19 protein-coding genes are annotated in these 24,283 nt (G+C 41.0%); 4 read left to right on the forward strand and 15 right to left on the reverse strand.

Features of this window, described 5'->3' with window-relative positions:
* Nucleotides 1–9: 9 nt before the first annotated feature.
* From metF to J6O61_RS19320, 12 genes are all read right to left on the reverse strand, one after another.
* The gene (metF, locus tag J6O61_RS19265; RefSeq protein ID WP_292215931.1) at nt 10–873 is read right to left on the reverse strand and encodes a methylenetetrahydrofolate reductase [NAD(P)H]; all 864 of its coding nucleotides are present in this window, start codon (nt 871–873) and stop codon (nt 10–12) included.
* Nucleotides 874–883: 10 nt separating this feature from the next.
* On the reverse strand, nt 884–2,317 hold the full coding sequence (gene purB / locus J6O61_RS19270) for an adenylosuccinate lyase (protein WP_292215932.1): 1,434 nt from the start codon (nt 2,315–2,317) through the stop codon (nt 884–886).
* Complete coding sequence (gene purF / locus J6O61_RS19275) at nt 2,314–3,759, reverse strand: amidophosphoribosyltransferase (RefSeq protein ID WP_292215933.1); 1,446 nt, start codon at nt 3,757–3,759, stop codon at nt 2,314–2,316. Before purF ends, purB begins: the two co-directional genes overlap by 4 nt.
* Nucleotides 3,760–3,856: 97 nt before the next feature.
* Nucleotides 3,857–5,050: a hypothetical protein gene (locus tag J6O61_RS19280; protein WP_292215934.1), complete on the reverse strand. Its 1,194-nt coding sequence runs from the start codon at nt 5,048–5,050 to the stop codon at nt 3,857–3,859.
* 29 nt (nt 5,051–5,079) lie between these two features.
* Nucleotides 5,080–5,922 carry a hypothetical protein gene (locus tag J6O61_RS19285; protein ID WP_292215935.1) on the reverse strand — a complete coding sequence of 281 codons (843 nt, stop codon included), beginning with the start codon at nt 5,920–5,922 and terminating at the stop codon, nt 5,080–5,082.
* A gap of 12 nt (nt 5,923–5,934) precedes the next feature.
* The gene (locus J6O61_RS19290; RefSeq protein WP_292215936.1) at nt 5,935–7,236 is read right to left on the reverse strand and encodes a DUF5716 family protein; all 1,302 of its coding nucleotides are present in this window, start codon (nt 7,234–7,236) and stop codon (nt 5,935–5,937) included.
* Between the two features lie 6 nt (nt 7,237–7,242).
* On the reverse strand, nt 7,243–10,833 hold the full coding sequence (locus tag J6O61_RS19295; RefSeq protein WP_292215937.1) for a DUF5717 family protein: 3,591 nt from the start codon (nt 10,831–10,833) through the stop codon (nt 7,243–7,245).
* Between the two features lie 85 nt (nt 10,834–10,918).
* Nucleotides 10,919–12,130, reverse strand: coding sequence for an ABC transporter permease (locus J6O61_RS19300; RefSeq protein WP_292215938.1), 1,212 nt, complete (start codon nt 12,128–12,130; stop codon nt 10,919–10,921).
* Nucleotides 12,131–12,140: 10 nt separating this feature from the next.
* Nucleotides 12,141–13,349 carry an ABC transporter permease gene (locus J6O61_RS19305; RefSeq protein ID WP_292215939.1) on the reverse strand — a complete coding sequence of 403 codons (1,209 nt, stop codon included), beginning with the start codon at nt 13,347–13,349 and terminating at the stop codon, nt 12,141–12,143.
* 44 nt (nt 13,350–13,393) lie between these two features.
* Nucleotides 13,394–15,034, reverse strand: a complete 1,641-nt coding sequence (locus tag J6O61_RS19310) for an efflux RND transporter periplasmic adaptor subunit (RefSeq protein WP_292215940.1) — start codon at nt 15,032–15,034, stop codon at nt 13,394–13,396.
* 57 nt (nt 15,035–15,091) lie between these two features.
* Nucleotides 15,092–15,793 carry an ABC transporter ATP-binding protein gene (locus J6O61_RS19315; RefSeq protein ID WP_292215941.1) on the reverse strand — a complete coding sequence of 234 codons (702 nt, stop codon included), beginning with the start codon at nt 15,791–15,793 and terminating at the stop codon, nt 15,092–15,094.
* Nucleotides 15,794–15,928: 135 nt separating this feature from the next.
* The gene (locus J6O61_RS19320; protein WP_292215942.1) at nt 15,929–18,571 is read right to left on the reverse strand and encodes a right-handed parallel beta-helix repeat-containing protein; all 2,643 of its coding nucleotides are present in this window, start codon (nt 18,569–18,571) and stop codon (nt 15,929–15,931) included.
* Between the two features lie 259 nt (nt 18,572–18,830).
* On the opposite strand from J6O61_RS19320, the gene J6O61_RS19325 reads away from it, so the two are divergent.
* The 4 genes from J6O61_RS19325 to J6O61_RS19340 are packed head-to-tail and all read left to right on the forward strand — an operon-like array spanning nt 18,831 to nt 22,762.
* Nucleotides 18,831–19,937 carry an iron-siderophore ABC transporter substrate-binding protein gene (locus J6O61_RS19325; RefSeq protein ID WP_292215943.1) on the forward strand — a complete coding sequence of 369 codons (1,107 nt, stop codon included), beginning with the start codon at nt 18,831–18,833 and terminating at the stop codon, nt 19,935–19,937.
* On the forward strand, nt 19,912–20,928 hold the full coding sequence (locus J6O61_RS19330) for a FecCD family ABC transporter permease (RefSeq protein ID WP_292215944.1): 1,017 nt from the start codon (nt 19,912–19,914) through the stop codon (nt 20,926–20,928). Before J6O61_RS19325 ends, J6O61_RS19330 begins: the two co-directional genes overlap by 26 nt.
* Nucleotides 20,901–21,959 carry a FecCD family ABC transporter permease gene (locus J6O61_RS19335; protein WP_292215945.1) on the forward strand — a complete coding sequence of 353 codons (1,059 nt, stop codon included), beginning with the start codon at nt 20,901–20,903 and terminating at the stop codon, nt 21,957–21,959. Before J6O61_RS19330 ends, J6O61_RS19335 begins: the two co-directional genes overlap by 28 nt.
* Nucleotides 21,959–22,762 (forward strand): ABC transporter ATP-binding protein, encoded by an 804-nt coding sequence (locus tag J6O61_RS19340; RefSeq protein ID WP_292215946.1) that lies wholly within the window; start codon nt 21,959–21,961, stop codon nt 22,760–22,762. Before J6O61_RS19335 ends, J6O61_RS19340 begins: the two co-directional genes overlap by 1 nt.
* A 45-nt stretch (nt 22,763–22,807) precedes the next feature.
* Here J6O61_RS19340 and J6O61_RS19345 read toward each other — a convergent pair whose 3' ends face one another.
* From J6O61_RS19345 to J6O61_RS19355, 3 genes are all read right to left on the reverse strand, one after another.
* Nucleotides 22,808–23,179 carry a hypothetical protein gene (locus J6O61_RS19345; protein ID WP_292215947.1) on the reverse strand — a complete coding sequence of 124 codons (372 nt, stop codon included), beginning with the start codon at nt 23,177–23,179 and terminating at the stop codon, nt 22,808–22,810.
* Between the two features lie 284 nt (nt 23,180–23,463).
* Entirely contained in the window at nt 23,464–23,652 is a 189-nt protein-coding gene (locus J6O61_RS19350) for a hypothetical protein (protein ID WP_292215948.1), read from the reverse strand.
* Nucleotides 23,653–23,778: 126 nt separating this feature from the next.
* Nucleotides 23,779–24,246, reverse strand: coding sequence for a hypothetical protein (locus tag J6O61_RS19355; protein ID WP_292215949.1), 468 nt, complete (start codon nt 24,244–24,246; stop codon nt 23,779–23,781).
* Nucleotides 24,247–24,283 lie beyond the last annotated feature (37 nt).

A 24,283-nucleotide genomic window follows, 5' to 3' on the forward strand; every position in this document is an offset into this window, starting at 1 on the left:
TTAAGCTTCTTATTTGATAATAGCCCCCAGATTGCGCATGATGCCTGCGGCAATGTCCGGTTTGTTCATGGAATAAACGTGAATATGGCTCACACCGTTTGAAATAAGATCAATTATCTGATCGCAGGCATAAATGATACCTGCCTCCTTAAGCTTTTCAGGATCATCCTGAAATCTGTCAACCATAATTTTCATTTTCTGCGGAATAGTTGAACCGGAAAGCGCAACACTTCTGGCAACCTGTCTTTCATTGGTAATTGGCATGATTCCAGGAATCACAGGAACATCAATTCCCTTTTCCTTTATGCGATACAGAAACTGATAAAGTGTCGAATTGTCAAAAAACATCTGAGTAGTCAAAAAGTCACAGCCTGCCTCTACTTTTTCCTTAAGATGCTGAATGTCCTCAGACTGTCTTGCACACTCAATATGTCCCTCGGGATAACACGCTCCTCCGATACAGATATCAGAATCGATAGACTTGATATCATATATCAGCTCTGTAGCATGGTCATAATCAAAATGAGTTCTTCCCTCTTTGGGAATATCGCCTCTAAGTGCCATAATATTCTCAATACCCTTTTCCTTGTAGGTATTGATCATAGCCTTTACATGCTCCTTGTCGGAAGAAACGCATGTCAAATGAGCAAGCACCGGCACATTATATTTATCCTGAAGATCAGCAGCAATATTGGCTGTATTCTTGCTGGTTCCGCCACCGGCTCCGTATGTGACACTCATAAAGTCAGGACAAAGAGCTGCAATTTCAGCTGCAGCCTTTTCAACTGCCGGATAACCATTATCTGTCTTTGGTGGAAAAACTTCAAATGACAGAGTTACTTCTTTTTCCTTCAAAATATCTCTTATTTTCATACTTTTCCCTTTATACATTGATCTCTGCCGTAACTCCGAGATACTCCTTATTCTCCTCTATGATTGGATTTACAACTTCCTTCAGGAACTTTTCAACCTGATGAGCGCTGCATCCCACATACTTTTTAGGATCCATTGAAGCCTGCAGCTGTTCAAGTGAAAGCTTAAATGCAGGGTCATTTGCAATAAGCTCTAAAAGATTATTGTCCTTACCCTCTACCTTAACTGTCTTTCCGGCTTCCATTGAAAGCTCACGGATCTTTTCATGGAGCTCCTGTCTGTCTCCGCCAAGCTTTACCGCATCCATCATGATATTCTCGGTAGCCATGAAAGGCAGCTCAGCCATAAGGTGCTTTTCAATAACCTTAGGATATACAACAAGTCCTGAAGCAACATTGAGGCACAGATCAAGAATGCCGTCTGTTGCAAGGAATCCCTCCGGAATAGAGAGTCTCTTATTGGCAGAATCATCAAGAGTTCTTTCAAACCACTGTGAAACTTCTGTAATAGCCGGGTTAAGAGTATCTATTATAACATATCTTGCAAGAGAACATATTCTCTCACTTCTCATAGGATTTCTCTTGTATGCCATAGCAGATGAACCGATCTGACTCTTTTCAAAGGGCTCCTCTACCTCTTTAAGATGCTGAAGAAGCCTTATATCCTGCGCCATCTTGGTTGCAGATGAAGCAATTCCCGCAAGAACATTTATAACCTTCATATCTATCTTTCTGCTATATGTCTGACCTGATACTGCCATGCAGCCCTTAAATCCAAGCTTTTCTGCGAGCATAGGATCAAGTCTGTCTACCTTGGAAAGATCTCCGTCAAAAAGCTCAAGGAAAGATGCCTGTGTTCCCGTTGTTCCCTTTGATCCCAAAAGCTTCATATTATCAATCACATAATCAAGATCCTCAAGATCAATTGTAAAATCCTGAAGCCACAAAGAAGCTCTTTTTCCGACAGTTGTTGGCTGAGCCGGCTGGAAATGAGTAAATCCGAGTGTTGGAAGATCTTTATACTTGTCAGCAAATTTTGACAACTCATAAATTACATTTACAAGTTTCTTACGCACAAGCTTAAGTGCGTCTGTCATTATGATGATGTCTGTATTATCACCGACATAGCAGCTGGTAGCACCAAGGTGAATGATTCCCTTTGCCTTGGGACACTGCACACCATAGGCATATACATGGCTCATTACATCATGACGAACCTCTTTTTCTCTTGCTCTTGCAACGTCATAATTTATGTCGTCCTTATGCTCTTTTAACTCATCTATCTGTTCCTGAGTAATGTTAAGGCCCAGTTCCTTTTCTATTTCTGCCAGTGCAATCCACAGCTTTCTCCAGGTCTTAAACTTCATATCCTGTGAAAAGATGTATTGCATCTCCTTGCTGGCATAACGCTCTGATAATGGACTTGTGTATCTGTCTGTACTCATTTCTCGTAGTACCCCCTTATATCTTCTTTTGGTGGATCAACAGGATATTTTCCTGTAAAGCATCCCTTACATATTCCAAGCTTTCCGCCAACCATTTCCTCTAATCTTTCAATATTCAGGTAGGCAAGTGAATCTGCTCCGATTATCTTGCAGATATCCTCAACATTTCTGTTATATGCAATGAGCTGGTCTCTGGCCGGTACATCTGTTCCAAAATAACACGGCCATAAAAACGGAGGAGAACTTACCCTCATATGCACCTCTTTTGCCCCGGCATCACGAAGCATCCTGACAATACGGTCAGAGGTTGTTCCTCTTACGATAGAGTCATCTATCATAATGATCCTTTTGCCCTTGACTCCACTGGCAAGAGCATTTAACTTGACCTGAACGCTGCTCTCTCTGTTTTTCTGTTTGGGCTTGATAAAGGTTCTTCCAATATATGAATTCTTAACAAATGCCTGTCCGTATGGAATTCCTGACTCCATAGCATAGCCAAGGGCTGCAACATTTCCCGACTCAGGAACGCCAACAACCATATCTGCATCAACAGGTGAATCTATTGCCAAAAATCTTCCGGCAGCTATTCTGGCATCATAGACACTGACTCCGTCAATTGTACTGTCAGGTCTTGAGAAATAAATATATTCAAATATACATCTTGCATGTTTTTCTTTTTCGATGCACATTGATTTATCTGATACAATGCCGTTTTCAGGAGAAATAGTAACTATCTCGCCGGGCTCCACATCTCTTATAAAGGTCGCACCGATGGTGTCCAAAGCACAGGTTTCAGAAGCCAAAATATAGCAGTTTTCTCTTCTTCCTATAACAAGAGGTTTAAATCCATACGGATCCCTTGCACCAATAAGCTTTCTCGGTGACATGATAACAAGACTGTATGCGCCTTTTATCTTGATCATAGCCCTTCCCACTGCCTCTTCAACAGAGTTTGTCACAAGTCTCTCTCTGGCAATATGATATGCAATTACTTCTGAATCAATAGTTGTTTGGAAAATCGCACCTGTGTAAGCGAGCTCTTGACGCAGCTCCGGTGCATTGACAAGGTTACCGTTATGGGCAAGTGCCAGGGTACCTTTTACATAATTAAGAACTAAAGGCTGAGCATTTTCTCTGGTGCTGCTTCCCGCTGTAGAATAGCGGACGTGACCAACGCCGATATCGCCTTTTAGTCCATCTAAAATATCCGGTGTAAATGCTTCATTGACAAGTCCCATATCTTTATAACTTGAAACCTTGCCTTTTGGACCGTTAGTCTGACTCACAGCAATACCACAGCTCTCCTGTCCTCTGTGCTGGAGCGAAACAAGTCCGTAATAGATAGATTCTGCTACATCGCCACCATCGAAGTCGTACATGCCAAAGACACCGCACTCCTCGCCCAGGTGCTTGTAATTCTCTAATCTGTTTTCTCCCACCATTTGGTTCTCCTCTGAAACTAATGTGAAATTAATGCTCAAACACCAAAATAATACCATCTATCTTTTTTTATGACAATGTAAAAAACACCCAAATGTTTTAAACATTTGGGTATTTTTCTTCGTATCTTGAAACCATATCAAGTATTTCCTGCGCATATTGCGGATAGAGTTTGGCAGTATCTTCAATTTCCTTTTTGGCATTGCCTGCCACAACCATTCTATTGTACTCCATTCGCTTTCTGAGGGACTGTCTCTGGGTATTAAGGCTATGCCTTATTTCAACTTCCTCATTGTGACTTATGAGAGCTTCAACCTGATGAACCCATATATCAGGGTCTTTTACTCTGTAATGCCTTAAAATATAGATAAGATCCTTTTTGTTTGCATCAAGAGTTTTCATTGAATCCTCATATTTCTTCCTTTCCTTGCGCTCCTTTATGTACTTGTCATACATATTATTAAGCTCCGTTGAATTCATTACTCTGTACTTCATGCACAGATAATCTATAAGATTAGTATTGTTCACATACCTGATCTTTACTGAATTCTGAAGCATTATAAGTCTTGAAATAGACTTTTTTACCAGCTTAAGCTCCACCACAGCACCTGTACTTTGCACATACAAAACAGTTGCAGCAATTGCAGCCAAAAGAATGCTTATCATAAAGCCCAGACTAACGTTAAGCTTAAGCCCAAACTGTAATACTAATAAAAAGACAATTATCAGGCAAAGAGCTACTCCAACAGCTACAGTCAGTTTTTTGGATGTATCCATTGTTCTTTCAAGTTCCTCTTGTCTGAAAAGATAAGCCTGGTGCTCCGAATCAAGTCTCTTTAAATCATTTTTAATCTTCTTTTGGTAGTTTTCTGCCTCAAGAAGCTTCTCTGCGCCAATTTTAGCTTCAGTCTGAAGCCTCTCCATATGTTCAAACTCTTCATCGCTCATTTTACTCTTGCGATTGGTAAATTTATCCTGCTGCTGCTCAGCCTCTATTATCCTCTGGGCGCAATCAGTGACTTCAGCCCTTTGTTCGGGAGGAAGAGCATCTATCTCTTCCATGTCTCTCAAATGACTGGTAACATCTGCATATTCAACTTCAAGAGCATCAAGCTGCCTCGAAGCCTCTTCCATCTGCTGCAAACAGCTTTCAATGTACTCTCTTCGCTGAACCGGATCATCCATATCCAGATCATTTCTGGTATAGACAATATCATTCCAGTCCTCAAGCTCATTTTGCATCACCCTATCGTCAGGTCTGTTTTTACCGAAAATAAGATCCAAAAGCCCCATACTCTAATTCCCCCTAGATTAATTACGGATTACCCCACTTTATCTTTTACGAGATCTCTGTACTCAGTTTTAAGCTGCTGCGTGATGTTTCCTACCACATCATAATACTCATTCATTTTGCCCTCTGCCTTATATACCGCCATGGTTCCCACTGACAGATTGGTCTTACTGCTTCCAAAAAGTTCTTCAAGCTCATTGACTTTTCCTTCAAGGACCAGCGAAATCTCATACAGTTCTTCATTGTCAGCCACAAAAGAAACATATTCCTTATCAGAAAGGCTCATTCTCATAGCCCCCAAATACTGTATTAAAGACTCCTTGTCTCCGCCATCCTTATATGCTTTAAGGAACATGTCCGCAGCCCTTTCAAACAAAAAGAGTCTTGCATACATAACCCCTTCGTTATGCTCTATCTTTGCCTTGGCCTTCTTGTCCAGCTCATCCGTATTTTTTAAAAGAAATTCATATTCCTTAAAGGCCAGGCTGTAGCGACCGTTCTTAAGAAGAAAGTCCGCCCTTGCCATCTTTTTGCGATAAACGTCCATTCCGGCGTTTGCTCTTAATATTTCCTCTGTCCTGTCTACCTCTTTTTTGCTGTTGTATCCGACATAATCAAGTATAGTTCCCGCAAGTGACGCTATAGAGCATTTCTTCATAGCCATGCTTCTAAGTTCATCTGACAACCTCTCCAAAGAACATTCGTGTTCGATCCAGTCAAAGAGATCATCACCAAAGCTGTCCTCATCCAAAAGAAATGCATTATTTACAAGTATGTAGCAAAGCTCCTCTATGCAGTAGACATTCTTGCCGACTTTTTCAATATGAAAAGGAGTCTTCGCATATGTTCCTATACAAAGAATTGGCTTACTCATAAAACATCCTCATTACAATTCTATAATCTGCTCCCAGGTCTTACCGGAGGATGGGAACAGCTCACCAAAGCCCAGATCCTGAACCTTTACTGCCACCTCATTTACAGAATTCATATGCATCAAAACGCGAAGTCTCGTGGTGCCGTTTGGTCTTTTCTCAAGACCTTCCAGATAAAGCTGCACCACTTTAGGGCTCTTGCCTGTAAGAGGCGTAACTTCAACATTTAGTATTCCGCTTGGATCCATTATGATTTCTATGGAAACTTCCGCCTCATACCAGTTGGTACCGGCATCAAGAAGTGCGCAGTATACTTCTGTTCCGCATTTCATCAGTTTCATTCCGAGATTACATTTTAGCTTATCTTCTCCCAGAAATACGTACTTTCCGGAATGTTCCGAGGGCTTTATCCTCTCTCTTGCGGCGATACTTGCTCCCTTACTAAAGAGATTGTTTCCCTGAAATACTCTTCTGGTCCTGCACAGAAATTCCAGAGATCTCTTGGCCCATTTATCTCTAAATCCATCTCCCAAAAGAAATACAGTGGATATGATCTTATCACCGCAGACCTTTTGCATGATAGTCAAAAACTCATCATCAAGTTTTTCACAGGTTTTATGGTACAAGGCTGCATTTTTTGGAAAACAGCTGTTTTCAAGCTTCAGATTATCAAAAGAGCTGTCATCAATCGTTGCCACAATAGGCGTAGTATTGTGGTTTAACGTCATCTCATAAACATTCAGGTCATCCATATCATAGTCGCAGGCAAGTATCACATGATGCATCAGTTCAACCGGCTGATATAGCATATAGTTATAAAAACTTTCCTTATGACTCTGATAAAAAATATTCCGGGTTTTAAGCTCAAGGGCTGATGTTACGGCATTAAGTACCTGCACCATTCTGTGATCCAGACTTCTGGTGGTTATCATTATGGCATCCACATTATCAAGTGACAGTTCAAGTGACAGAAGCGACAAACTTCTTTTTACAAAAAGCGTCAAAAGAGCTATAGGATCATACTCGCAATCGCCCACCATTACCGGTTTGCCCGCCCTGGCAGAAGATAAAAGATCAGGCGCAGGAAGCGCATCACCATCATCTATGTGGCGTACAGCCTCCTTTCCATAAAACCACTGGTTAACGTCATTTCTTTTACACAGCACGGTAGGAATATTATAAAGTTCTGCTCCTGCAAGGACAGAGAGAGTCTCCGGCATATCAGCATCAGAAGCCAAATAGCTTATCTGTGAAACCTTATCTCCCAAATCATATCCCAGCACAAAGTGCTTTTCATCCAAACTGCCAAAAAGCATATCCTGTCATCCTTCTTCGCCATCATCTAAAAGGGCTGTAAACAGCCTGTCACAAACAAATCTCTTTTTACTGAACTCCAAAAGAAGCTTATCTACAGTGTCATAGTCCTGCAACGTTTCGCCAATCATAATATCATTGATATAGCTGAATCTGCTTCCTGTCTGACTCTTAATTATATCGCTCTTTTGGATAGTTCCGCTCTCGGTAAGAGTCCCCTCTTTTCCTTCATTATCCTCTGTTATGTAGTACTGAAGCTGCTCTCCAAAGAAAAGTACAAAGGAAGCCACATATATTCCGTCGTACATCTCGCGCATTTCAACACTTTTGTAATCATTGTCGCTATCAGCCGAGAGTCTGTAGTGTACAAAGCAGTGACTCCCCCTCTTTGTCCTGTACTCAAGCATAGTCTTGTCCGTAAACTGAACCATTTCAGGTAAAAGATCTTCAAACTCAATAAAGAACGGGAAGTAAATATTCTCATTTATGAGTTCCTTCAGGAAAGAAACCGCCACATCAGTATTGTATTCCTCTCCGGTTTTCTTTTCAGTTCCATAGTAACGAAGGTAACCGAGTTTACACACATCCAAAAGAGGAACTCCGTTCAGCGCAAGGCTTTCAATCCTCTCATATATGAATCCATCCGTTATTTTTCCACGGACGAAGCTGTCATAGGAACTCTGAGACAAAAACGCAACTTCCACATCCGTATTGGCGCCGCTCTTAACGTAAGACCTGAAGATTTCAATTTTTTCTCCCACGTATGAACCGCTGTAGAGCATTTGTATCAGCATTCTCTCAGCAAGAGGATATGTGTCAAGTCCAAAGGACTCTGCTGCCCTGAACACATCGCGCATCTCTTTTATGGTTCCGTTAAAGTTGGCAACCAAATATTTTAAAAGCTGCTCGTCATATTTAGCCTTCGAAAATGCGTAGTAGGCAATTTCAACTTCCTGGCGTTCATTTTCATAGATATCCCTGTCAAGCATCCTTCCGCACATCCTAAGAATCACCTTTGGATCAAGTGAATGTGTTCCGTATGCCTTAACCCATTCAAGAGCCTTATCATAAAGCCCTGCCATTACCATAAGTTCTAAAAGCTCATTTCTCTCAAGACTGCTTATATCAAGGGGATCAACATTCACAAGATATTCGGTAAGCTGCCTTGTAAAATCATTGTCATAATAGAACTTAATAAGATTATTCCTGATCTCGTTACGAACATTTTTCCTTACAAGATCCGATTCCGCAAGATCCCTGTACCTGCTGACATTGTCCATATCAATGGTATATGCATTCTTGCCAAGATCGCACAGGAAAAGATCAAGATTCTCTTTTCCCTTTTGTATGTAGGGAAGTGCAAAGCCTGTTAGCTTTCCGGGAAGCATCATCCTTATGTTGGTATAGGCAATAGATGTTGCATATCTGTTATCATCCCTGTCCGTCAAAAGAATTGTGTATTCATTTCCGTACAGCGGAACATAAGCCCTTCCATCTATCACCTGATAGCGCATCTCTTTTTCACACTTGTCATATACCACACAGACACTGTTAACTCTTTTATCCAAAGTTCTGATTTCTGCAGTATTGATCACATACAAAACTTTAGGTGCGTTGGAAGCATCCACCATCTTTTTAGTGAGAAGATTCTTGTAAAGATATCCGAGATCCTTATTTATTCTGCCTCTGTCAAGCTGGGCCATTAAAAATTTTTCTATCTGCGGCACATATGACTCGTACAGCTCGGGACAATCGTCCTTCCTCTCATGTATGTATCTGTAAAGAATAGCACTTTTGTCATACTCAAGGTCACTTTGGTAAGAAAAATACATAAGGACCATCTTGCTGATCTCACAGGGCAAAAGTCCCTCTTCGGTAGTGTAGATGGACATCATGTAATATTCATAGAGCCTTGTAATGCGAAGCTGCCTGTCAACTCCCAGACGATACCACTCAAAAGCTCCCTTGGTTGTTTTGCCTCCCTTTATCAAAAGAGATACAATAGCCTCCAAAATAAGATCATTTTCTTTTACCTCATAACACGCCGTCAGTATTTTGTACAGTTTCTCACTATACCCTCTTACACGTGCGGATAAATACACAATCTGATCAATAAGGTTAAGACTTATGATCTGTTTTTTGGCACCATATTCAAGGACATAGAGCTCATAGTCCTCAAGTCTTGTAAGCATGGATGGTGTCTCGTTTAAAAGTCCCATAGCTTCCAGATATAAAATCGGACTTCGACATCCAAGTGCAAACTGCTCTTCAAGGCTCATCCACTTTCTGGGACTTGAAGAGGAATACTCCTCGGCTACATACTGCAATAGCCACGCAATTCGCCAGTTATCGGGATTTCTTCTGAATATTCCCTCAAGCCTCTCGGCCACATCATTTAAAAAGCTCTCTTCCTTGCTGCATAGAGTAGACAAATATAAATAATAGCTGTATAGGGTATCTCCCGGTGCATCAAGCGCCTCTGCTTCTGCCCTGTCAAGGATCCACTTGCCTTCATTGACTCTTCCGGCTGTTATATAGTAGTGAGCCGTATATAACCTGAATTCCAAGTCCTTGTCATCTATGGCATTCATCTTGGCAATAATCTTACCTGTCTCAGAAACCCACACCCTTGCAGTAATCTTCTTACATCTGTAGTTTTCATATGCCCTTACAAGATCAACTAGTAGCTGTTTTTTCTCCTGATAATCCGCCGTTGGGTGTTTACCTGTAAGCTCAACGGCAACGGTTACGGGAAGTTCTTTTTTTATGAACGCATTGGAAAAAACAATCTTACCGAAATTATTGCCCTCATGGAGTGCCTCTGTCCTTAACCTTATTTTTATATGGCATGAGCTTCCGCTAAAACTCTCCTCAGTTAAGCTGGTCTTATCAAGATATATAAAATCCCCCAAAACCTCGGCATGAAGAGCTGTGTAGCCCCATCCGTTTCTGGTTATCATTATGCCGTTTTCATGGCTGGTTCCGGTAAAATCTATGCGTATCTCTTCCTGATCAAGAAGATATTCAACAGGTTTTTTCTTGTTGATACTGATAAGAAACTCTTCGACATTCTGCTCGTTCATATACTGGGCAGAAAGCCCTCTGTAAAGGCTTTCGTACTGACTGTCATTTCCCTGAAAAATACTGATAAACTCACTTGAATAAAAAAGACTCACAGCTTCTTTCCAGTCAGTTTTAGCTAAATTTGCAAAATGGAAAAGATTTTTGATATCGCCAAGACTTGATGAAATATGATCATGTCTGACGGTAATAACAAAGGGCAATGTGTACTCACCCTGATTAGATATAATTCTAAATTCCCCCTGAAGTACATCTCCTTTTGACAGGCCTCTTGCATTATATCTGTAGGAAACCTCATAGGGAGATCCTGAAAATTCAGGAGTAATGACTTCCATACGCAGGTCTGTAGCCGAAACCCTGCCAACAGATGGGCTGTTTTCCGATCCGAATATAGTAAAAGAGCCTTCGACTTCTTCATCCGGTCCCAAAGCTATCTCAACTCTGGGCACAGAAAAATCCAGGCTCTTATCCTCATATTCAAATTGCCCCTTAAGGAGCCTATCAATTATCTCTCTCACCAGCTCACCCCAAAAAACATTCTTGATAATTAGTATATCACACTGAGGATGTTTTTAGTACTGTCGCTGTAAGAGGATTACACAATCACTCTGTTCTGAGGGCTTCTATCGGATCAAGCTTTGCAGCACGCCTGGCCGGATATATTCCAAAGAAAAGTCCGATACCTGTAGAAATTGCCACTACAAGTGCCACAAGCATAGGATTTACCGTGAAAGAGAAGTCAATTATACGGCAGATCAAATACGACAAGGAAATCCCCAGTATTATTCCTATAATTCCTCCTGTAAAGGTAAGAATTGCAGCTTCAGCAAGGAACTGAGTCAGAATCGAAGAAGTACGGGCACCGAGAGACTTTCTTATACCTATCTCTCTGGTTCTCTCCGTTACTGAAACCGTCATTATATTCATTACGCCAATTCCGCCGACAAGAAGTGAAATTGCAGCTATAATTGCCACAACCGAAGTAATAATCGTAAGTATAGTATCCGTAGTCTGATCAAATCCATAACCTGATGATATCTTTACTGCTCCCTCACCTCTAAGCCCCATAACATTCTCAACCACAGACCGTGCCTTTGACAGAACAGCATTCTTATTCTCACTCTCAAGATAAATTGTAAAACTACTCATATTGTCTATATTCAGACTAAATGCTCCGGCAGCCGCAGTATAAGGTACATCTCCCATATATGCCGGCTCTTCCATATAGCTGGCATAGGCCTCATCCATTGAAGTATCTTCCCTTATACCAATTACCTGAAAATCCGCTGTAAGATCATAAGCCGTGATAGTAACAGTCTCTCCGACTGCATTTTCATATCCAAAGAGTTTTTTGGCAGCAATCTGGCTAAGTACACAAACTTTTTTTCCATCTTCCACATCTGAGGCACTAAAATAACGGCCGTGAACCATCTTCACTCCGGAGCCATGTTCCATTGCCTGACTTCCACCGCTTATGTCCATATCATACTTTTCGCCTCTGACCTGTGTTTCGCCCCACACGCTGATGCTTGGAGAAACTCCGTAAATATTATCAATTGCTGCTTCTATTTCTTCCAGATCATCTTTGGTAAAAAGCTTATCCGTTTTGGTATTGTCAAGTGAAACACTTATTGTAGTGGCGCCAATGGAATCCATCTCGCTGTTTACTGTTGCCTTCATTCCATCACCGATAATAAGAACAGTAAGCACCGCTGCTATTCCTATGATAATTCCAAGCATGGTAAGAAAAGATCTTCCCTTATTGTTCTTTATGCTTGAAAACGCACTTTTTATATATTCTCCAAAAGTTCCCATTCTATCTTCCTTATAACCTGAGCGCATCTATAGGTTTCATCTTTGCAGCTTTTCTTGCGGGATAAAGTCCGAAGAACAAACCCACAAGAACTGAGAAAAATGCTGCTCCCAAAACCGATGAAGGCGTTATGATAACACTAAATCCTATAGCCGAACAAATAATATTTGCAAGCACTATTCCCAAAATTATCCCTACAATTCCTCCAAGAAAAGTCAGGATAGATGCTTCGAACAAAAACTGCGACATTATGGCCCCTGTCTTGGCACCGATAGATTTCCTTATACCGATTTCCCTTGTTCTCTCCGTTACGGAAACCAGCATGATATTCATTACTCCAATTCCGCCTACAACGAGGGATATAACTGAAACCAGCAAAAGAAATGATGAGGCATAGCCAAGAATCTGATCCAGCTGCTGTGAAAAATCAGCCATACTGTAACCTGTTATGGCATTGGTTCCTCTAAGACCATGAATATTCATAAGAATATTTTTAGCTTCTGTAACTCTGTCGTTTAATATTCCCTGATCAGCAAAAAGAACCAGATTATAAAGCTTTTCAGCTTCGTAGTCAAAGTCTGCACAAAATGCGGTATATGGAGTTTCGATTGTGGCAAAATAATCCTGTCCCTCCATAAGAAAAGTGTACATTTCATTCATGTGATCACGAAGCCCTACAACAGTATATGTTGCAGTTTTTCCCCACATGGTCAGCTCTATTTCATTTCCAATACACTCTTCCGTTCCAAAAAGCTTTACCGCATCATCTATGAGCATTACACATACTCTTTGCCCGCTTTCAACCTGCTGCCTTGTAAAATACGAACCCTTCACAATTCCATTTCCAAGAGCATACTCCAAAGCTTGTGTTCCGGCACTTACGCTGGCTTCAAAAGTACCTCTTTTTGCCTTTACTTTTCCATAGCCGCTAAAATTAGGAGATATGCCCTTAATGTCTGTAAGCTGCTCCTCGATGATTCTCATATCTTCGCTTGTAAAAAAATCCGAAGTTTTTTTGGTATTGATACTGATTATTCCGTAGTTACCGGCTATTCCGTTTAACTGACTTTGCACAAACTCAGTCATGCCGTTGCCAAGAGCAACAACGGCAATTACCGCCGCAATACCTATAACAATTCCAAGCATAGTCATAAGCGTGCGGTAGCCATTACCGATTATCTGCTTGATTGCACTTTTAAAATACTCTCCAAATTGTCCCATGTTTTAACCACATATTACTATGATATATTTTAATTTATCATTACTTACATATTGTTAACTGCTACCGGCATACCTTCTGTCAGAAGTGTCGCATCGGATGTGATAACTTCATCACCCTCTGCAAGTCCTTCAACAATCTGTGCATCAGTACTTGTAGATATTCCCACAGTTACATTTTTTCTGGTCACCAGACCGTTTTCCACAACATAAACATAGTCGCCGTCAGCATCTGTCTGTACGTATTCATATGGAAGTACTATTGTGTTATCTGCCTTTTCAGCATGAATCTTGTTGGTAGCTTCAACTCCAAGAATGATATCACTGTCAGGATTTGTAACCTGAATGATAGTCTCTACCACTGCGACACCGTTTGAGTTCTTTGTAGCATTACCGGATATTTTGGTAACTTCTCCGCTATATGCCTTGCCGTTTATTGTAATATCAACGTTTTGTCCAAGGGCAATCTTTGGAAGGTCACTTTTGGATACTGACAAAGCAACCTGAACATCATCAAGATTAGCCATTGTTACCATCTTGGTTCCGGCAGTAACTGTTGCTCCCTCTACAACCGCAACTTCAGTTACAACGCCGTTAAACTCAGCTTTTACACCTTCTTTTGCATTTTCAATCTTTTCAATAGTATCTTCCTGAGTAATCTGGGTTGATTCGTACTGAGCTTTGGATGAAACTGCTGTTCCGCCGTTAATCTGAGCTGCCTTTGCAGAAGAAAGATGGCTCTGTTCTTCTTTTAGCGCTGTTATCTGATCATTCCAGGACTGTATCTCTGCATCTGATTTGAGAGCATATGTCACATCATTTATAGTCTGCTGAATTGCAAGGGAGGCCTGTTTGTTTTCTTCTGTAGGCTCAGTATAGTTTCCATCATCATCTTTTGTATTATTTTCATTTCTGTAGATATAACTGTCACTGCCGTTGTCAAACAGTCCTTCGCTGCTATCGGCTATGCCATTCTGATTGATATCAAGTGCAACATTTTGCAGATCTTTAAGAGTCTGGTTTATTCTGTTGGTTTTCTCGGTAATCTTTGTATTAAGAGCATCTATTTCCGCTGTAATGGCATCAAGCCTGTCATTTATCTGCTGTGCTGTCATTCCTTCAGCGTACTTTCTGTCAGCTGCCCCTACTTCTGAATACAGCGAACTGTAACTTCCCTTTGCCTGAGTTATAGCAAGCTCAGCTGTTTTCTGTGCACGGTCAAGAGCCTCTGCATCATAAGAGTAAAGTACATCCCCTGCAGAAACCTTATCTCCGACTTTAATATCGAGAGTTTCAACAGGTGCGGCTACTTCTGAAAAGAAAGTCTTGGTTTCAGCACTCTGAACTGTTCCTGAAATAGAAAGAACATTTTCGATACTTCCAAGTGCCACAGGAGTTGTCTGAACCATTGTCACCTGATTTTTTCCGGCAATAATCGACCTTCCGACAGCACCCAGAACCAAAAGAGCTACTATGCCGCCAACAACATATCTCTTCTTTAGTTTAAATTTCTTTTTACCTGTAACCTCGTCCGGTAAGGTTGCCTCCTCATAATCATCATAAACTTCGGTTTCGGAACCTGTTGTTTCCTTAATTTCTGTATTTACGGTTGTTTCTTTGTTTTCCGTTTCTTTGGTATTTAAATCCTTGTTTTCTTCAAGTTTTTTATCTTTCATGTTATCTGACATTTTTCTCCTCCATATCTGTAGCTGCCCTGTCATATAGCCGCGCTATGCGTTGGCATATTAGTCTTCACTGTAGTCCTTATTTATCACATCACTCTTTATCTGCCCATCTGAGATTGTAATAATTCTCTTGGCCTGAGCTGCAATTCCGGGATCGTGAGTGATTATGATAACGGTTCTTCCTTCTTTATAAAGTCTTTTGATTATACTGATGATTTCTTTTGTAGATCCTGTATCCAGATTACCTGTGGGTTCATCAGCCAAAAGAATAGGCGGTGCCTGAGCAATAGCCCTTGCTATGGCAACTCTCTGCTGCTGACCGCCGGACATCTCCGATGGCTTGTGGGTTTTTCTTTTCTCCAGACCTACGCTGTTAAGCGCAGCATTAGAGAGCCTTTCTCTTTCTTTTTTACCAACTCCGCGATAAATAAGCGGCAATTCAACATTTTCAAGGGCCGTAAGAGACGGTATAAGGTTAAACCCCTGAAATATGAAACCAATCTCTCTGTTTCTGACATCTGACTGCTCATCATCTGTCATATGTGAAACGTCCTGACCATGGAGATAGTACTTTCCACTTGTTGGCGTATCCAAACACCCAAGCATATTCATAAGGGTAGATTTTCCGGAACCGGACTGACCAATTATAGCGACAAACTCTCCCTCACCAATGGTAAGATTCACATGGTTAAGTGCTCTTACCTCATTTTCACCGGGATTGTAAATCTTGCTTACATCCTTGATTTCAACTAATTTTTTCATATACTTCCTCAACACAAATGGCTTATTGAAAGCCTTCCTTAACGCAAGTTTCCTTGCAACAGCTAATTTTAGCTATTTTGACCGCATCTTTTCTTATCATGCCCCACTTGGACTATAAAATCAAGCTTTAGCGATTTAAATTAAAAAAAATTTAACAAAAATTACCGCTAAAAGAGCTATTATGATTCCAGCAATAAGTAAAATCTCATCGCCACTTGCCTCTTCATTTTGCTCATTATCTTTATTTACTTCACTATCATCAGCATTTTCGTAAGAAGCTTCATTCTTTTTTTCATCTACCGAGCTTTCTTTTGCCGAATCAGTTGACGAACCGGCCTTTTCAATTTCCATAGTTCCGATATTACTTAATTTCAAAAAATCTCCAAGATCAACTGATCCATCATCAGTTCTAAGGCTCATGGCAACAGAGAGCGGATTATTTTCATCAGCAAGAGGCATATCCAAAGATTCAAACCAATCATCACTTACAGCAATATTCTGACTGTTGCAGGACTTTTCATCATTCCAAAAGAAATTCTTTGTGTTATATACATCTTCCTCATTCTGGAAACCATACAGTTCCACTTTGTCGCCCACACCGGTATCTTTTGTCCTATAGGAAATCAGACCGTCCACATAATATGATGTATCTAAAGTACCATTAGTATAAAGTGCCACATTATACGATCCGTTATTAAATGCTATGCAGTCATATATCTGAATGTCCGGACCTGAATTGGAATCAATTCCTTTGCCCTTGTTCCCCCATGCTGCCGAATTTATCAGCTTGTGCTGACCCGGCATACTTGAGCCTCCCATTTTAAATCCGTTGCCGTTTCCCTGCCCGGCACCATCAAGTCCGTAGCCGTTGGAAAAAGATACGCAGTTTTGAATGGTCACTTTACCAATACTTCCGGTTTCAATCCTGGCAAAAAGATCCCATCCGTCATCTGCGTTGTTGTATGAGATACAGCCGTCAAAAACATTTCTCTCTCCCACTGTGAGCTTGGCTGCAAAACCATCTGCATCCTCAAACCCTGAATCAGCATTTCCGCAGGAAATACAATGCAAGATCAGATTGTCACTGGGCCACATTTCATATTCGTCACTTGCATGGAATCTACTTACTTGCAGACCTGTATTACCGTTTTTATAGGTGTATACGTCTTCAAAAGTATTAAAACTGCCGGAAATCTGTATGCCTTTACATCCGTCTCCTGAGCCTGTGCAGTCAATTCCTTTTACGTACCAATAATCACCGCCGAAAACAAAGCCTGCGCACTTTCCGTTAAAGTCAAATACTGCTCGGCCACTATTTGTAATCATACTGATAGGCCGGGTTTTAGTTCCGTTTATTCCTCTGTATACTGTAACTGTCTCATCAAGGCTGTACAGCCCTTCTTCCAGCACTATCGTTTGCCCTGGTTTTACATATTTTACAGCAGTATAAATATCTACAGGATGATCGTTGTTCCCATCTCCATTAGGATCTCCACCGGGTGATACGTAGATTTTTTCACCGTCATTTATGGTTTCATACTTAACTGCGTAGTTAAATTCATCCGTTTCATAAGAAGAAAGTCTTTTATACTCGTCATTATCAGGAGTAAAGTTCTCATCCGGTGTAAAGACAACCTTAAAAGAATTAACCCCCTTTTTAAGCGTAGTTGAAGTGGCTATCACTTCTCCGGCACGAACAGTCTGTTCTCTGAAAAGTTCCTCTCCATATGAATTGGTAACAGTAAGCTTTCCGTCAGCATTTCCTAAAAATTCCAGCAGATAATCATCACTGTTTGCATAAGATGCAGACACTACTTTGTAGGAAGGATCAACATATGTTATCGGTCTTTCTTCTGCCGGTGCATCATCTAAAGGATCTGTAATAGCAAGCGCTATATCTTTATATGTTGCCTTAACTGTTCTGGAAGCAAAAAAGCCGACATAGACATTTTCCCCATCAATCTGTTCAAGAGCTTTCGGCTCATAGAATTTCTTCATGGCGATAACATTGTCTTTTTCATCAAGATAGCTTACAAAATAACCTGTATTATTCTTCTGAATACGTAATCTAACCTCAGTTAACGGACTGTTTACAGTAGTATCCAAGCCGCTCTGCTCGTTGCCCCATATGTTATAAACACCGGTTCCAAAAGCTGCACAGGATGTCTCAAGCGGATAGATATTGGAAGAAAACTGCTGGTTAACCGCTACAGTGTCATTGGCTTCAAAAAGGGAAAGATTTTCCATGGTAACGCCGCTTTTTTCCAGCACACCAAGACCGTTTTTCATGGTTATCTTTACATGGGACTCATCATTAACAACTTCACCCTTTTGAGGATCGTAATAATATTCAATCTTGCCTCCCAATGCCATATAGGAGTTATTCCAAAAAGCTTCGTTATCACCATGCTCCCCTACCCTGTCGGAAGCCATAAGTCCAAAGCCCTCCTGTCCATTTGTAAAAGTCCAGGAGTCAACTACTGCAGTTGCGGTAAGTGTAAAGTTCTTGTCTGAAGGAATTGTCACATAGTAAAAAGACAAACCGTCAGTACTTTCGGAAACTATTTTACCCTTCTTGTTAAGGCTCCATAAGGTGACTGATCCGTCATCGTTTTTCATGTATCCCGAATCATCAATTCTATCTGAAGTTCCCGTGCCAAAGGACGCAAATTCCCATCTGACGCGCGCAGCCTCAGCCTTTACTGTAAAAACCAAAAAAGAACCAACACCAATAAACACAAACGATAATATAATTGTCAGAGATAATCTTTTATTCATGCAATAATCCTTATTTTCAAACTCCTCATATTTAAAGCGCCCAAACGCCACAATACTTCATTATCTATTATATCAACTCTTTCCTGTTGTTATCATTTTTATAATATTAAAATTATCGGAATAAAATATCAGCCTCCAAAAGCATCAGCTTTGCTTAATTTAATTGTTGACAATCCGGATTTTATATGAGATTATCGTTAGCAAACGCTAACTTTTGTTAGCATTACCTATCTACTTACAAACATCAGAGGAGTTAATTATGAAAAACAAATTTATTTCAGCATTATTTGCAGGTATTCTTAGTCTTAGCGCTGTGGCATGCGGATCAGCATCTAAAACACCCACTGCAGATACTACTGCAGCAGCCGATACTGAAGCAAAAGAGGAAGCTTCAGTTTCAGATTCAGCATCAACAGCTGAATTATCTCTCGATACAGCAGACAGTTCATCTGACACCACTTTCCCAATTACAATCACACACGGACTTGGTGAAACAGTTATTGAAGAGAAGCCTGAAAACGTTGTCGCAATCGCATGGGGAAATCCTGACGTTCCTCTTGCTCTCGGAATAGTTCCTGTTGGAATTTCAGAAGCAAACTTCGGCCCGAGAGATGAAAACGGTCTTCTTGCATGGACAGCTAAGGCTTTCGAAGATCTCGGCGCTACGCCTAACGTATTTGATGATACAGATGGATTGGACTATGAAGCTATTTCAGACTGCCAGCCTGATGTAATCCTGGCTGCTTATTCAGGACTTAGTCAGGAAGAATATGACAGATTAAGCGAGATTGCTCCTGTTGTTGCATATCCTACCATTGCATGGACTACCACCTGGCAGGAAGAGACCATAAATGATGCTACTGCCCTTGGTCTTGAGGAAGAAGGAAAGGCACTTGTTGCCGATGTAGAACAGCTCATTGCCGACAAACTCTCTAACTATCCTAACCTTAGCGGCAAAAGAGTTGCATTCTTCTGGCTTTCTGAAGATGATCTCGGAACCTTCTATATTTATACAAACAATGATCCAAGAGCAGCATTCCTTGGTGACCTTGGATTTGTAACTCCCGATAGCGTAACTTCGCTTATAGATGATCCTACTGCTTTTTCAATTACTGTTAGTGCTGAAAACGCAGATGTTCTAAGCGATATAGACATCATCATAACTTATGGAACAGAGTCCCTTGTTACAGCAATGCAAAACGATGGCAGATTTTCAAACATTCCTGCCGTAAACAACGGAGCATTTGTACTTCTTGATTCAAACGATGCTCTTGCAGCAGCAAGTACTCCGACAGTTCTTTCGATTCCTTATGCAATTGATGATTATCTGGAAGTGTTAAATGAAGCAGCAAACAAAATACAATAACAGTAAGTTAATAATAGGAATAATAACGCTGATCATTTTTGTGATAGCGGGCACTATCCTTTCAATAGTATATGGCAGTAAGTTTGTAGCACCCGGCGATATTGTCAGCTTTTTTACCGGAAAGGAAACAGATGCATTCATCTCGGCTGTTATAGCAGCCAGAATTCCAAGGACAGTCTTCGGCCTCATCGCCGGAGGCTGCCTTGGTGTGTCAGGAGCAATGATGCAGTCAATCACCAGAAATCCCATAGCGGATCCAAGCATCCTTGGTGTGAACACCGGTGCTTCTCTCATGGTGGTGATCGGTATCGCTTATCTTAATATTTCTTCAGGCATTGGACTGATTGGTCTTTCCTTTATCGGAGCTATGGCCACTGCATTTTTTGTCTATGGGATTGCCAGTGTCGGCTATGGCGGTGCAACCTCTTTAAAGCTTGCCCTTGCAGGAACTGCGGTATCCACAGCCCTTGGCGCCATAGTAAATACCATAATGCTCCCGGACTCACAGGTTATGAAAGAGTTTCGTTTCTGGCAGGTTGGAAGTATAAGCGGAGGCAGTTGGGAAGATGTAAAGCTTCTTTTCCCTTTTTTCATAGCCGGACTGATTCTTTCTCTCTTATGCGCCTCCCCCTTAAATGCCCTGTCACTTGGGGATGAGATGGCTATATCTCTCGGTGTAAAAGTGGGACAGATAAGGATAATATCTGCTTTTGCCGGTGTACTTCTGTGCGCATCAGTAACTGCTCTGGCAGGACCAATAGGATTTGTGGGACTTATGCTCCCCCATGTCATAAGACAGCTGTTTGACAATGACATGCGGATTATAGTTCCGCTCTCTGCCCTTGGCGGTGCAGCTCTTTTGACTATTTCCGATGTACTGGGAAGAATTTTAGGGCGTCCCGGAGAACTGGAGGTTGGCATCATTACAGCCATTATGGGAGCGCCGGTATTTATATCAATTGTATGGATGACAAAGGCCAAAAATATATGACAACCAATCTGGAAACAAATTTAAAAAATATATACTCAAGACAGAGCAAAAGAAATATCGCCTGCGTAGTGTTCTTTGTTGTTATCATTGCCATCCTCGGCATTTTTATGATGACAATAGGAAATACCAATTATTCCTTAAGGGAAGTTATAAGAGTTTTGCTCAGTGATGAAACCAAAGGAGCAGCATACACCATAAAAAGTCTAAGGCTTCCAAAGCTCATTGTCGGAGGTCTTGCAGGTTTTTCTTTTGGGCTTGCAGGGTACACATTTCAAAATCTTTTAAGAAACCCTTTGGCATCTCCCGATATAATCGGCGTCACTGCAGGTTCCTCTGCTGCTGCAGTTTTCTGCATTTTGATACTTGGTATCAGCGGTGCAGTTGCATCGGTATTCTCGGTAGTTGCAGGTCTTTTGGTGACAGGACTTATTCTCCTTCTCTCAGGGAAAGGAAAAGCCTTCAGCAGCAGAATGATCCTTATCGGAATAGGATTTCAGGCGGTTTTAAACGCCCTTATTTCATGGATGCTGTTGGTTGGTTCGGAATATGATGTAGGAACTGCCTTAAGGTGGCTGCGTGGAAGCCTAAATCCGGTACAAATGTCCGACGTTCCCGCCATTTTAATCATGACATTATTTTCCGGCGGAGCACTTTTATTTTGTAACAAAGAGCTGAGAATAATGCAGCTTGGAGATGAGTATGCCACAACACTCGGAGCATCCATAAATCTCATAAGAATCTGCTGCCTTATTTGTGCTTTGCTGCTTTCATCAGTTGCAACCGCAGCAACAGGTCCCATAGCTTCAGTAGCTTTTTTATCAGGCCCCATTGCAACAAGGTTAACCAAAAACGGATCGATTGCAATGTTAACCTCAGGTCTTGTGGGAACAATAATTGTTTACGCATCTGAGCTTATAGGAAAAAATCTGTTCGAAACCAGTTATCCTGTTGGAGTCATAACAGGACTTTTGGGAGCACCTTATTTACTACTGCTGTTACTTAATATCAACAAAAAAGGAGAAAAGATCTGATGAGTAAGATCGCACAGAGTCACACTTTTACTGCAAACGGAATAAACGCAGGCTATGATAACAGACTGATCATAGAAGACATGAACTTAAGTATCCCTGCCGGAAAATTCAGCGTCCTTATCGGTCCAAACGGATGCGGAAAGTCAACGCTTCTTAAGAGTTTCGCAAGACTCCTGGCGCCTTCAAAAGGAAATATCCTTCTTGACGGAAAGCCAATATGCGAGCTTCCTACCAGGCAGCTTGCCAAAAAGGTGGGACTCCTTCCTCAGTCTCCTATAGTTCCTGCAGGAATAACAGTTGCAGACCTGGTAGCAAGAGGAAGATTTCCCTATCAGAATCTTTTTGGACAGCTTTCAAAAACTGACTATGAAGCTATTTCCTACGCAATGTGTGCAATGGGTATCACAGATCTTGCAGATAAGCAGGTTGATTCACTATCCGGCGGACAAAGGCAGCGTGTATGGATAGCACTTGCCCTTGCTCAGGACACAGATATACTGCTCCTTGACGAGCCAACAACATACCTTGATATTGCATATCAGGTAGAGATTCTCGACTGTCTCGCAAGGCTAAACAGGGAAAAGAAAGTAACAATCGTTGCTATTCTTCACGATATTAATCTCTCTATCAGATATGCCGATCACATATTTGCCATGAATAAAGGTAAACTTGTGGCAAACGGAAGTCCAAAAGATATCATCACTTCCGACCTCATGCATGAAATATACGGCATGGAAAGTTCAATTATCCTTGACCCGGAAACCGGAGATCCATATGTGATTCCCAGAAGTAAGGTAAGCTAATTACGTCTGTTCAAACCGCTTTGGTGCACCGGCTTTGTGTACTCATTAACTCAAACCTCCCACTTGCAGAACCGGGCAGGCTGCCATATATTCTTTTTTCTTGCCGTTTCGAGTTTTGGTGTTCATGGTATTAAATTTTCTATAGTTTAATCCTATGTCGCAAAACTCATATTCAAGGATTTCGCTCTCTCCGGCACAGTGCAGTTTTGGCTTTGCTGATTTCGCGAAAATGTCATTTTTCTTGTGCTCATAAGCAGCTTTGTCTGCGCATGCGGAAACGTTGTCTGAGCAGGACAAAAATAAAGATAAATTGGTCTTGCCCACTTCGTGGGCATTTTGGCAGAAGTAAAGAGGCTTTTTACCAAACTCATATGAGCTTGGAAGAAAGCCTCTTTTTCTGCCATAGGTGCAGTGCACCTAGACCTATTTATCTGTATTTTTGCCCTGCGAGTTTTAGTTGAAGCATGCGTAATAAAGAAAAGCTGCATGAGCACATAGAAAAGTTTCATTTTCGTGTCAGAAGCAAAACGAAACTGCACTGCGCCGGAGAGAGCAAAATCCTTGAATACTCAAACATGTTGCGACAAAACAGGATTAAACTATAGAAAATTTAAAACTCATGGACACCTCAAAACTCTCTTAGACAAGAAAAAAGAATATATGGCAGCCTGCCCGGTTCTGCAAGCGGGAAGTTTAAGTTATTATTTAGATGCAACGCGTTTTCCACACTTTTTGCATTTGAGAACAACTTTTTTCAACACCTTTACATTGGTTTTTTCAAATTCATGGTCTCCACCCTTGGGACAAGCATTACGATTCTTTGAACCACCAATTACATCCTCAAGGTACTCATCTGTAATCTGCATTTTTTTATTAATATTTTCAGCCATTGTCTTAACCTCCATATAAGAAAACGTTAATGCTTAGCTTCTGAACTGTATCAGAAAAACTAACCATTTAATTGTTTTTGTTTTATGTACATTTATACGAAGTAAATAGCGTTTGTGGCAAAAATTTTAATTATATTTTTTCATAAGCTGTTTTAAAAACAGCGGCTGGAATATAAATATAAGAACATAGCCCACAATAAAGCAGATAACAAGTGAATGAAGAAACATCGGGATGAACGAAAGCTGCGCCATTCCGCCACTTTGCTTCATAGCCATTGTATATGCAAGCAGCACCATAACGAAAGTTATAAGCGGTGTATAGATAAGATTTGAAATAAGGCTGCTTAAAAGACGCTCTTTTATAGTTCCCTGCGCAAAGCCTGCCCTGCGGCATACATCACCGGTTATTTTTCCCACAGGAACCAAAAATCCGATAAAAATACTGATGATCGCACTTACAATGAAACTAAATAAAAATCCTACAGGCGTAAAATGACCTGAAGAAATCGTCCCTGTAAGAGCAAGACAAAAGCTCATAAGAATTCCCATTCTGATTCCCATTTGTCTGCCGATTTTTTTCATCTGTTCATTCATCTTTTCCGAAACCTCCTCTTCATATTCTCATGATCTT

The organism is Butyrivibrio sp., assembly GCF_017635265.1.
Taxonomy (GTDB): Bacteria; Bacillota; Clostridia; order Lachnospirales; family Lachnospiraceae; genus Butyrivibrio.

Excerpts from the sequence above, each read along its gene's own strand:
- metF (WP_292215931.1), bottom strand. The coding sequence starts at position 873 with ATGAAAATAAGAGATATTTTGAAGGAAAAAGAAGTAACTCTGTCATTT.
- purB (WP_292215932.1), bottom strand. The coding sequence starts at position 2,317 with ATGAGTACAGACAGATACACAAGTCCATTATCAGAGCGTTATGCCAGC.
- purF (WP_292215933.1), bottom strand. The coding sequence starts at position 3,759 with ATGGTGGGAGAAAACAGATTAGAGAATTACAAGCACCTGGGCGAGGAG.
- J6O61_RS19280 (WP_292215934.1), bottom strand. The coding sequence starts at position 5,050 with ATGGGGCTTTTGGATCTTATTTTCGGTAAAAACAGACCTGACGATAGG.
- J6O61_RS19285 (WP_292215935.1), bottom strand. The coding sequence starts at position 5,922 with ATGAGTAAGCCAATTCTTTGTATAGGAACATATGCGAAGACTCCTTTT.
- J6O61_RS19290 (WP_292215936.1), bottom strand. The coding sequence starts at position 7,236 with ATGCTTTTTGGCAGTTTGGATGAAAAGCACTTTGTGCTGGGATATGAT.
- J6O61_RS19300 (WP_292215938.1), bottom strand. The coding sequence starts at position 12,130 with ATGGGAACTTTTGGAGAATATATAAAAAGTGCGTTTTCAAGCATAAAG.
- J6O61_RS19305 (WP_292215939.1), bottom strand. The coding sequence starts at position 13,349 with ATGGGACAATTTGGAGAGTATTTTAAAAGTGCAATCAAGCAGATAATC.
- J6O61_RS19310 (WP_292215940.1), bottom strand. The coding sequence starts at position 15,034 with ATGTCAGATAACATGAAAGATAAAAAACTTGAAGAAAACAAGGATTTA.
- J6O61_RS19315 (WP_292215941.1), bottom strand. The coding sequence starts at position 15,793 with ATGAAAAAATTAGTTGAAATCAAGGATGTAAGCAAGATTTACAATCCC.
- J6O61_RS19320 (WP_292215942.1), bottom strand. The coding sequence starts at position 18,571 with ATGAATAAAAGATTATCTCTGACAATTATATTATCGTTTGTGTTTATT.
- J6O61_RS19325 (WP_292215943.1), top strand. The coding sequence starts at position 18,831 with ATGAAAAACAAATTTATTTCAGCATTATTTGCAGGTATTCTTAGTCTT.
- J6O61_RS19330 (WP_292215944.1), top strand. The coding sequence starts at position 19,912 with ATGAAGCAGCAAACAAAATACAATAACAGTAAGTTAATAATAGGAATA.
- J6O61_RS19335 (WP_292215945.1), top strand. The coding sequence starts at position 20,901 with ATGGATGACAAAGGCCAAAAATATATGACAACCAATCTGGAAACAAAT.
- J6O61_RS19340 (WP_292215946.1), top strand. The coding sequence starts at position 21,959 with ATGAGTAAGATCGCACAGAGTCACACTTTTACTGCAAACGGAATAAAC.
- J6O61_RS19350 (WP_292215948.1), bottom strand. The coding sequence starts at position 23,652 with ATGGCTGAAAATATTAATAAAAAAATGCAGATTACAGATGAGTACCTT.
- J6O61_RS19355 (WP_292215949.1), bottom strand. The coding sequence starts at position 24,246 with ATGAATGAACAGATGAAAAAAATCGGCAGACAAATGGGAATCAGAATG.